We start from the raw sequence: 10,075 nt of genomic DNA on the forward strand, positions 1-10,075 counted from the left end.
CGATCACCCAACCCGGGTGACAGCGGGGGTTACCGTCGAGTCCGACGACGCGGCAGGGGTGTTGCGGTCCCGCAGGAGCGGGTGCACTCCACAGGGGATGCCGAGGGATCGGAGCCGGGGAACCACCTTCCTCGGGGTGAATCGACGCCGGACCGGCTCGCCGGTGAGGCGTCGTAGGGCAGTCTTCCAGCCCGAACCCGTCAGCTCACCCGGTAGGCGGCCGTAGGAAGAAGGAGCTCGCCTTCGTGGCGTCCCATCGTCGCCCCAAGTCTCCGAACCGCGCGCGCATATCCGTGCTGACCGCTGCCGCCGCGACCGCCGTCGCGATCTCGGCCCAGTCCGCCCAGGCCGCGCCGAAGCCGACCACCGCGCAGCTCAAGGCGCAGATCGAGAAGCTCAACACCGAGACCGATCAGGCCGTCGAGAAGTACGACGCCGCCCACGAGCAGATGCAGGCCCTGCAGAAGCAGGTCGGCAACCTCCAGGACCAGGTCGCGCGCCAGCAGGCCGCCGTCAACGACCAGGTCGCCGCGCTCGGCCAGGTGGCCAGCGCCCAGTACGCCAACGGGTCGATCGACCCGACGGTGCAGCTGATGCTCTCCTCGGACCCGTCCGAGTACCTCGCCAAGGCCACCGCGCTCGGCCAGGTCACCCAGGACCAGGCGCAGGCGCTGAGCACGCTGCAGGAGCAGGAGAACCTGCTCAACAAGGAGAAGGCCGAGGCCGAGGCGAAGCTCAAGCAGCTCGACGCCACCAACAAGCAGTTGGCCGCCAGCAAGGCCTCGGTGCAGAAGAAGCTGGCCGCCGCCAAGGCGCTGCTCGCCTCGATGACCGCCGCGCAGCGCCAGATCGTCGTCGGCTCGGGCACCATCTCCACCTCCTCGGCCAACCTGGGCAACGCCAAGCCCGGTGACTCGATCGAGGCCGCCGCCTTCTCCGCGGCGCAGACCCGCCTGGGCGACCCGTACGTCTACGGCGCGACCGGCCCGAACTCCTTCGACTGCTCCGGTCTGATGCAGTGGTCGTACGCGCAGGCCGGCTACTCGCTGCCGCGCACCTCGGAGGAGCAGGCCGGCGTCGGCACCGCCGTCGCCTCGACCGCGGACCTGCAGGTCGGCGACCTCATCATCTTCAACGGCGGTTCGCACGTGGGCATGTACGCGGGCAACGGCATGGTGCTGCACGCCCCGCACACCGGCACCGTCGTCAAGTACGAGAAGCTGTCGTACATCGGCTCCATCTACGCCATGCGCCACATCTGACGGTCCCTCGGACGGTCGTACGGGCCCGCCCCCTTGCGAGGGAGGCGGGCCCGACGCGTTGACGGGCATCTCCGCTGGCAGAGCTGACTCTCCGACAACTTGTCCGATCCGTGGGTGAAAATTCGCTTGTCGGAGGGTTTGGACTGGCTGATCCCGACTCGCTAACGTCCCTCCCCGGACAGCAAGCGCAGCCGGAGGGAGAGACGCCCGTGGCGTCCCATCGACGCAGCAGGCCCGCGGGGCCGACGGCCCTGTCGCGGGCCGCGGCCACGGTGGTCGCGGCCGGGGCGGCCGTGCTGGCCGCCCAGCAGTCCGCCGCGGCGGCCCCCGGGCCGTCCGGGGCCGGGACGGTGCGCCAGCAGGTGGACTCGCTCTACGCGCAGGCGGAGGCGGCCGGGCAGCAGTACGACGGAGCCCAGGAGCAGCAGCGCGAACTCCAGCGCCGCAGCGCGGAGTTGCAGCAGCGGGTGGCTGCCGAGCAGGAGCAGATCAACCAGCTGACCCAGGCGGTCGGCGCGGTCGCCGCGGCCCAGTACGCCTCCGGCGACATGGACCCGGTGCTCCGGCTCGCGTTCAGCGCGCACCCTGAGGACTATCTGCGTCAGGCCGCGATGCTGGACCAGGCCGGCGGGGCGGTCGCCCAGGACCTGCGGCAGCTGGAGGAGGCACAGCACCGGCTCGACGCCGACCGGGCCGCGGCCGAGGCGCAGCTGCGCCAGCTGGAGCGGCTGCGGCAGCGCATCGCCGGCTCCAAGGCCGAGATCCAGCGCCGGCTGGGCCGTGCCCAGGCGCTGCTCGGCTCCCTGACGGCCCCTCAACGGGCCCAGATCCAGCAGCAGGAGGAGGAGCAGGCGGCCGCGGCCCAGTCGCTGGCGCAGCAGGCGCTCTCCGGCCTGCTGGACGTCCCGGCGTCGGCCCGGGCCGGCCTTGCCCTGCGCGCCGCCGAGAGCCGGCTCGGCAGCCCCTATGTCTACGGGGCGACCGGTCCGCACGCCTTCGACTGCTCCGGCCTGATGTACTGGTCCTGGCAGCAAGCCGGGGTCACCCTGCCGCGCACGGCGGCGGGCCAGGCCTCGGCCGGCCGCCGCGTACCGCTCAGCCAGGCCCGCCCCGGAGACCTCGTGATCTTCTACGGAGACATGCACCACGTCGGCATGTACGCCGGCAACGGCATGGTCATCCACGCCCCCTATCCGGGCGCCAGGGTCCGCTACGAGTCGGTCCGCGACATGCCGGTGAACACGGTGGTGCGGGTGTGAGCGGAACCGACGAACCCGGCATAGCCGCGGCACCGGAGGCGGAACCAGGACTGGGCGTGACCCGGCGGCGGGTGCTCGCGGTGGGCGGTTCCCTGGTCGCGGCGACGCTGGCCGGGACGGCCCTGTGGCGCGCGAAGGGCGAGCCGCGGGCGGTGGCCGACCCCGACGCCGCCGTGCAGGCGCTGCTCGACCGGCGTTCCGCCGCGGTGCTGGCCCGGGACGCCGCCGCGCTTCGCGGCACCTCGCTCGCCTCGGCGGCGGAGCAGGACACTGCGCTGCTGCGGAACCTGGCCGAGGTACCGCTGGCGTCGTGGCACTGGCGGCTCGTCAGCACCGGCGCGTTCCCGCTGCCGGCGGCCGTGGGCAGCCGACGGCGGATCGCCGCCACGCTCGAACTCGCCTACCGGTTGCGGGGTTTCGACGCCGCGCCGGTCACCGCCCGGGCCTACGCGGTGCTGGAGCAGACCGCCGCGGGCTGGCGCTGGGGCGGCCGCCCGGACTCCCCGGCGGGGGACACCCTGCTCTGGGACCTGGGGCCGGCCGGCGCTGCCGCGGGCCGTCAGGCCCTGGTGCTCGGCCTGCAGCGGACCCCCTCGGAGCTGGCCGCGCTGGCAGCCGAGGCGGACCGGGCCGTGGCCGCCGTGTCCGCGCTGTGGGGCCGGGCGTGGGGACAGCGCACGGTGGTGCTGGCCCCACTGGCCCTGGACCAGTTCGCGTCCCTGCTCGGCACCAGCCCCGCCGCGGTGTCCGCGCTGGCCGCCGTCACCACCGGCGAGCTGGGCGCGGCGGACGCCCGGCGCACGGAACGGATCACGCTCAACCCGCAGGTCTGGGACGGCCTCAACGCCCTGGGCCGGTCCGCGGTGCTCACCCACGAGACGACCCATGTGGCCACCCGCACGCAGACGCAGTCCTGGACGCCCCGCTGGCTGTCCGAGGGCGTGGCCGAGTGGACCGCCTACCGCGCCACCGGCCGGACGCCCCGTCAACTCGCCCCCGAGCTGGCGGAGTCGGCCGCCACGGTGCCGTCCTCGCTCCCGGCGGACGCGGACTTCGACGCCACGGCGACCGACCTGCCGGTGGCCTACCAGCGCAGCTGGATGGCGTGCCGGACCCTGGTGCACCGCTGGGGCGAGCCGGCCCTGGTCGCCTTCTATGCGGCCGTCTCCCGCACCGACCTCGACCGCGCCTGCGCGGACATCCTGCGGACCACGCCGCAGGCCTTCGCCGACCTGTGCCACCAGGACCTGCTGGCAGCCTTCCGCTAGCGCCTACCCGGCAGTTCCGTCAGGCCCACGCCCGCCCTGGCCTGGCCGAGGGTGGGAGACGGACACGGGCCCGCGCGGCGGAGCCGCAGGGGCATCACGCTGGCCCGGAACGCAGGTGCCATCGCGGGGCCGCGCTGTGGCACCAGGCTGATCCGGTGCGGAGCCGCACGGCATCCGGGCCCGGCGGGGCAAGGTCCCTGGGGCAGGGTGACCACGTTGGCCCCGCGCGGCGGAGCCGCAGGGGGTCATGTTGGCCCGGAACGCAGGTGCCATCGCGGGGCCGCGCTGTGAGCGGGCTGATCCGGTGCGGAGCCGTACGGCATCTGGCCCCGGCGGGGCAAGGCTCCGGGGGCAGGGTGACCACGTTGGCCCCGCGCGGCGGAGCCGCAGGGGCACCACGCTGGCCCGGCACGGGCATCACGCGGTCCCCGCGGCGGAGGCACAGGGCGACCATGCCAACTCCGCGGCGGAGCCGCAGGGGCACCACGCTGGCCCGGCACGGGCATCACGCGGTCCCCGCGGCGGAGGCACAGGGCGACCATGCCAACTCCGCGGCGGAGCCGCAGGCGCAACTACCCCGAGCCCAACCTGGCCGAAGGCGGGGGCACTCGCCGGCGCGGGGCGGGCGTCACGTGGGCCCCGCGCCGGACCACGCGGCGCAGCCGCAGGACGTGGCCGCAGGAAGGCGCCGCCGGACAGGGCGGGCGGGGTGGGGGCCGTGGGCGGGATCTTCGGGGAACTAGGCTCGTGCCGTACGGATTCGCTCAGCCGAGCAAGCATGCCTGGGAGGCCCGCGGTGAACTTCTGGTCGATCTACGAGCACGGCTTCGCACGCGTCGCCGCGTGCCACGGCCACACGTCGATCGCCGACCCGCAGGCCAACGCCGCGACAGTGCTGCGCCAGGCGCGGCACTGCGCGGAGCAGGGCGTCGCCGTCGCCGTCTTCCCCGAGCTCGGCCTGACCGGCTACTCGATCGAGGACCTGCTGCTCCAGGACGCGGTGCTGGACGATGTCGAGCGGGCCCTGGCGACCGTGGTCGCGGGCTCGGCGGACCTGCTGCCGGTCCTGGTCGTGGGCGCGCCGCTGCGGCACCGCAACCGGATCTACAACTGCGCGGTCGTCGTGCACCGGGGCCGGATCCTCGGCGTGACCCCGAAGTCCTATCCGCCCAACTACCGGGAGTTCTACGAGCGTCGGCAGATCGCCTCCGGTGACGACGAGCGCGGCGGGACGATCCGGATCGGCCGGCAGGACGTGCCCTTCGGGGTGGACCTGCTCTTCGAGGCGGAGGACGTCCCCGGGCTGGTGCTGCACGTCGAGATCTGCGAGGACATGTGGGTCCCGGTGCCGCCGAGCGCCGAGGCGGCGCTGGCCGGGGCCACCGTGCTGGCCAACCTCTCGGGCAGCCCGATCACCGTCGGCCGCGCCGAGGACCGCAAGCTGCTGTGCCGGTCGGCGTCCTCGCGCTGCCTGGCCGCCTACGTCTACGCCGCGGCCGGGCTGGGCGAGTCCACGACCGACCTGGCCTGGGACGGCCAGACGATGGTCTACGAGAACGGCGTGCTGCTGGCCGAGACCGAGCGCTTCCCGATCGGCGACCGCTACGCCGTCGCCGACGTGGACCTCGACCTGCTGCGGCAGGAGCGGATGCGGATGGGCACCTTCGACGAGAACCGCCGCACCCACGCCGCCCGTACCGCGGACTTCCGGCGGCTGCCCTTCCGGCTGGACCCGCCGCGGGAGGCGGACCTGGGCCTGCGCCGCAGGATCGAGCGCTTCCCCTTCGTCCCCGCCGACGCGGAGCGGCTGGCACTGGACTGCTACGAGGCCTACAACATCCAGGTGGCGGGCCTGCAGCAGCGCCTGGAGTCGATCGGGCGCCCGAAGGTCGTCATCGGCGTCTCCGGCGGCCTGGACTCCACGCACGCGCTGATCGTCGCCGCCCGGGCGATGGACAGGATGGGACGGCCCCGGACCGACATCCTGGCCTACACCCTGCCCGGCTTCGCCACCAGCGACCACACCAAGGGCAACGCGCACAAGCTGATGGCCGCGCTCGGGGTGACCGCAGCCGAGCTGGACATCACGCCCACGGCCCGGCTGATGCTGGAGGAGATGGGCCACCCCTTCGCCTCCGGCGAGCCGGTCTACGACACCACCTTCGAGAACGTCCAGGCCGGGCTGCGCACCGACTACCTGTTCCGGCTGGCCAACCAGCACGGCGGCATCGTGCTCGGCACGGGTGACCTGTCGGAGCTGGCGCTGGGGTGGTGCACCTACGGCGTCGGCGACCAGATGAGCCACTACAACGTCAACGGCGGCGTGCCCAAGACCCTGATCCAGCACCTGATCCGATGGGTCGTCAGTTCCGGGCAGTTCGACGAGGAGACGGGGCAGGTGCTGACCGCGATCCTGGACACGGAGATCAGCCCGGAGCTGGTCCCCGGTGAGGAGATGCAGTCCACCGAGGCCCGCATCGGCCCGTACGCGCTGCACGACTTCACCCTGCACCACGTGCTGCGGCACGGCATGCGGCCATCGAAGATCGCCTTCCTGGCGTGGCACGCCTGGCACGACGCGGCGGCGGGCGCGTGGCCGCCGGGCTTCCCGGCGGCGGAGCACAGGGCCTACGACCTGGCGGAGATCCGGCGCTGGCTGGAGGAGTTCTGCCGCAGGTTCTTCGGCTTCGCGCAGTTCAAGCGCTCCGCGCTGCCGAACGGGCCCAAGGTGTCGGCGGGCGGTTCGCTGTCCCCCCGCGGCGACTGGCGCGCGCCCTCGGACAGCACCGCGGCGGTCTGGCTGCGCGACCTGTCCCGGGTGGACGAGGCCGTCGCCGCGTCCGTCGCGGGCGCGGACCGCTGACCGCAGGCCGGTCGCGGTTCAGCGGCCGGCGGCCAGGCGTCGGCAGGAGACGACGGTGGCGGCGACCAACAGCCCGTTGCGGGCGGTCACCAGCAGCGCGCCCCACCAGGTGACCTTGGCCAACTCGCCGAAGAACAACGGGAATTCGAGCAGGGTCAGCACCGTGGCCGGGACCAGCAGCAGGGCCACGGTGCGCTGGGTCGTGCGCGGGGAGCACAGGCACAGGGCGGCGATGCCGAGCAGCCAGATCAGGTACTGCGGGCTCAGCACCCGGCTCGTCACCGTGAACAGCAGCAGCGCGGTCAGCCCGGCGTCCGCGGCGAGGAAGCGGCCGCGGGCGCGGCGGCGCCACCACAGCAGCCAGCCCAGTCCGGCCAGGGTCAGCAGCGGCATCAGCGCCGCCAGCACCGGCACCCCCGGCCCGAGGAACTCCAGTGAGCCGTAGTGCATCTGCGTGCGGCCCGGCCAGCCGAACAGCAGCGAGGCGAAGTAGCAGGGAACCGCCGGGACCGACTCCACCTCGATGCCCCGGCTGCCCTGGAAGCCCATGAAGGAGTAGGCGCCGACGGTGAAGACCGCGAAGCCGAAGGCGACGACCAGCGCGCTGACCGCCGCGCCCGCGAGGACCCGGAGCCTGCGGGCCGCGATCAGCAGCACCACGGGCCAGACCTTGATCATCGTGCCCAGCCCGATCAGCACCCCGGCCACCCGGGGCCGCCGGGACAGGAAGACCAGCGCCGCCATCGCCAGGACCGTCACCGCCAGGTCGAAGCGGGTGTAGACGGTCGGGCCGAGCAGCGGCACCGCCGCCGCCCACAGCCACAGCCCCGCCGTCGCGCCGCCGCGTCGCGCAGCCCGGGTGAGCAGGCCCATCGCCGCCGCGTCGCAGATCCCGAGCAGGGCGAGGAAGGAGGCGAAGTACGACCACGGCAGCCAGCTCGGCGCGATGATCACCAGCGCGGCGAGCGGCGGGTACTGCCAGGTCACGTCGTCCAGCGGGAAGGTCCCGGTGCGCAGCACCGCCGCCCAGCCCTGGTAGATCACCTTGACGTCGCTGGTCACGTCCAGGCCCACGTGCAGCACGCCCAGCACCATCAGCAGCAGCACGGTCCGCGTGGCCAGCCACCACCCCCACGGCGTCAGCAGACGCCCCACCGGAAGGGCGGACAGGGCGCCGGGGGCCGACGCCCTGTCAGGCATAGGGTGGGGTCTGACCGTTGCCGACATGGGCTCATCGTACGAAGCGGACGCCGGGAAAGACGCGCATGCACAAGACTCTGATCGTCACGAACGACTTCCCGCCCCGCCCCGGCGGCATCCAGACCTTCGTGCACAGCATGGCGCTGCGGATGCGGCCGGAGGACGTCGTCGTGTACGCATCCACCTGGCGGGACGGCAGCGAGGTGCGCAAGTTCGACGCCCAGCAGCCGTTCCAGGTGGTCAGGGACCGGACGAAGATCATGGTCCCCACGCCCCGGGTGACCCGCCGGGCCGCCGAGATCCTGCGCGCGGAGGACTGCGGCTCGGTCTGGTTCGGGGCCGCCGCGCCGCTCGGCCTGATGGCCCCTCAGCTGCGCCGGGCGGGCGCCGAGCGGATCGTCGGCATGACCCACGGCCACGAGGCCGCCTGGGCCCAGCTCCCGGCCTCCCGGCAGCTGCTGCGCCGGATCGGCGCGGGCACGGACACCCTGACGTACCTGGGGGAGTACACCCGCTCCCGGATCGCCTCCGCCGTCGGCCCGGCCGTGGCCGCGCGGATGGTGCAGGTGACGCCGGGGGTGGACGAGCAGCTGTTCCACCCGGACTCCGGCGGCGCGGAGGTGCGGGCCAAGCTGGGCCTGACGGACCGTCCGGTCGTCGTCTGCGTCTCCCGGTTGGTGCCGCGCAAGGGCCAGGACACCCTGATCCGCAGCTGGCCGCGGGTGCTGCGGGCCTTCCCCGACGCCGTGCTGCTGGTCGTCGGCGGCGGCCCGTACCGGGCGGACCTGGAGAAGCTGGCGGCGCAGACCGGGGTGGCCGCCTCGGTCGTCTTCACCGGCGCGGTCCCCTGGGAGGAACTGCCCGCCCACTACGGCGCGGGCGACGTCTACGCCATGCCCTGCCGCACCCGGCGCGGCGGACTGGACGTGGAGGGCCTGGGCATCGTCTACCTGGAGGCCTCCGCGACCGGCCTGCCGGTCGTGGCCGGCGACTCCGGCGGCGCTCCGGACGCGGTCCTGGAGGGCGAGACCGGCTACGTCGTCCCCGGCCGTGACACGGCGGCGCTCGCGGAGCGGCTGACCACCCTGCTGGGCGACCCGGCCCTGCGTGCCCGGATGGGCGCGGCGGGCCGGGCCTGGGTGGACTCCACCTGGCGCTGGGACCTGCTCGCGGACCGCCTCGCCGGTCTGCTGTGACGCCTCCGCGGGGGACTTGACGCCCCGTCAGTCCGGGGCCGGCCTCGGTGGTCAGGGGGCGGGGGCGCCCGGCGGTTCGAAGCCGGCGAGCAGCTGCTCCAGGGCCGCCTGGTCGGGTCCGGTGAACGGGGCGAGGCCGGGGGTGGAGCCGAGCGTCGCCAGCATCGGCCCGGTGATGCCCGGCGCCGGCGGCAGGTGGGTGGACAGCACCAGTTCCGGCTCGCGGTCGCGCAGCGGCTGGAAGGTGTCGAGGAACCGCTTCTCGTCGACGTTCTCCACCCACGGGCTGTCCACGCTGGCCCAGAGCAACTGCATGTCGTGCAGCGTCTCCGCGCCCACCTCGCGCACGTCGGGAGCCTGGGCCGCCTCCTGGGTGGGCAGCGGTGCGCCGAAGCAGTCGGAGCTGAAGCAGACGCCCGTGGAGTCGTCGAAGAAGCCCACGGTGCAGGGGTTGTCGAAGAGCGGGGGCCGGAAGCCGGTCAGGGTCCGGTCGCCCACGTCCAGCGACTGGCCGGGGTTGAGCAGGAACAGCCGGTCCAGCGGCAGCGGGCGCTCGCAGGACATGATGCCCACGGCCATGAAGGTGGTCACCACCCGCGCCTTCGGCGCGGCGGAGAGGAGGGCGAAGAGCCCGCCGGTGTGGTCCCGGTCGGGGTGCGTGAGCCAGATCCAGCGGACGTCGGCCGGGTCCAGGACGGCGGAGAGGGTGGCCAGGTAGTCCCGGTCGGGCAGCCCGAGCCCGGTGTCGACGACCACCGGCTGCTCGGCGTGCAGGACGAAGGCGTTGGCGGGGATGTGCCCGATCCCGGGCACTTCGAGGCTGTCGCTGAGGACTGTGACATCGGGTCGGACGCGGTGTGCAGGCATGGGGATCCGTCCTCGTTCCCCCGAGGGTGTCGATCGCCCGCGTGTGCCTTGACCCATCGTTGCACCGCCCCGCCAGGAGGCGCAGCCGCCGGAGGGCGCAGCCGTCAGGGGCGCGGGGAACTGCGCGGAGAGCGCACCACCCACGGAGGTCCGACCCCAT

General features: G+C 73.9%; 7 protein-coding genes and 1 riboswitch. Of the genes, 5 read left to right on the forward strand and 2 right to left on the reverse strand.

Going from position 1 to position 10,075, the window contains the following annotated elements; all coding sequences use genetic code 11:
• The first annotated feature begins 88 nt into the window (after nucleotides 1–88).
• Nucleotides 89–235: riboswitch (cyclic di-AMP (ydaO/yuaA leader) on the forward strand.
• 10 nt (nucleotides 236–245) lie between these two features.
• The 4 genes from ACFP3V_RS04245 (at nucleotide 246) to ACFP3V_RS04260 (ending at nucleotide 6,652) form a co-directional block, all read left to right on the forward strand.
• A complete protein-coding gene (locus ACFP3V_RS04245) occupies nucleotides 246–1,262 on the forward strand; it encodes a C40 family peptidase (RefSeq protein WP_380579821.1) in 1,017 nt (338 codons plus the stop codon).
• 209 nt (nucleotides 1,263–1,471) lie between these two features.
• Nucleotides 1,472–2,521 (forward strand): C40 family peptidase, encoded by a 1,050-nt coding sequence (locus ACFP3V_RS04250; protein WP_380579823.1) that lies wholly within the window; start codon nucleotides 1,472–1,474, stop codon nucleotides 2,519–2,521.
• On the forward strand, nucleotides 2,518–3,789 hold the full coding sequence (locus ACFP3V_RS04255; protein WP_380579825.1) for a hypothetical protein: 1,272 nt from the start codon (nucleotides 2,518–2,520) through the stop codon (nucleotides 3,787–3,789). Before ACFP3V_RS04250 ends, ACFP3V_RS04255 begins: the two co-directional genes overlap by 4 nt.
• 778 nt (nucleotides 3,790–4,567) lie before the next feature.
• Nucleotides 4,568–6,652, forward strand: coding sequence for an NAD(+) synthase (locus ACFP3V_RS04260; protein ID WP_380579827.1), 2,085 nt, complete (start codon nucleotides 4,568–4,570; stop codon nucleotides 6,650–6,652).
• Nucleotides 6,653–6,670: 18 nt separating this feature from the next.
• Here ACFP3V_RS04260 and ACFP3V_RS04265 read toward each other — a convergent pair whose 3' ends face one another.
• Complete coding sequence (locus ACFP3V_RS04265; RefSeq protein ID WP_380579829.1) at nucleotides 6,671–7,852, reverse strand: glycosyltransferase 87 family protein; 1,182 nt, start codon at nucleotides 7,850–7,852, stop codon at nucleotides 6,671–6,673.
• 65 nt (nucleotides 7,853–7,917) lie between these two features.
• On the opposite strand from ACFP3V_RS04265, the gene ACFP3V_RS04270 reads away from it, so the two are divergent.
• Nucleotides 7,918–9,048, forward strand: coding sequence for a glycosyltransferase family 4 protein (locus ACFP3V_RS04270; protein WP_380579832.1), 1,131 nt, complete (start codon nucleotides 7,918–7,920; stop codon nucleotides 9,046–9,048).
• A 51-nt stretch (nucleotides 9,049–9,099) separates the two neighbouring features.
• Here ACFP3V_RS04270 and ACFP3V_RS04275 read toward each other — a convergent pair whose 3' ends face one another.
• Nucleotides 9,100–9,915, reverse strand: a complete 816-nt coding sequence (locus ACFP3V_RS04275; protein WP_380579834.1) for an MBL fold metallo-hydrolase — start codon at nucleotides 9,913–9,915, stop codon at nucleotides 9,100–9,102.
• Nucleotides 9,916–10,075: the final 160 nt, after the last annotated feature.

Source organism: Streptacidiphilus monticola (genome assembly GCF_042658505.1).
Taxonomy (GTDB): domain Bacteria; phylum Actinomycetota; class Actinomycetes; order Streptomycetales; family Streptomycetaceae; genus Streptacidiphilus; species Streptacidiphilus monticola.

What these genes read in the sequence shown, in the direction of transcription:
- ACFP3V_RS04260 (WP_380579827.1), top strand. Translation starts at nt 4,568, where the DNA reads ATGCCTGGGAGGCCCGCGGTGAACTTCTGGTCGATCTACGAGCACGGC.
- ACFP3V_RS04265 (WP_380579829.1), bottom strand. Translation starts at nt 7,852, where the DNA reads ATGCCTGACAGGGCGTCGGCCCCCGGCGCCCTGTCCGCCCTTCCGGTG.
- ACFP3V_RS04270 (WP_380579832.1), top strand. Translation starts at nt 7,918, where the DNA reads ATGCACAAGACTCTGATCGTCACGAACGACTTCCCGCCCCGCCCCGGC.
- ACFP3V_RS04275 (WP_380579834.1), bottom strand. Translation starts at nt 9,915, where the DNA reads ATGCCTGCACACCGCGTCCGACCCGATGTCACAGTCCTCAGCGACAGC.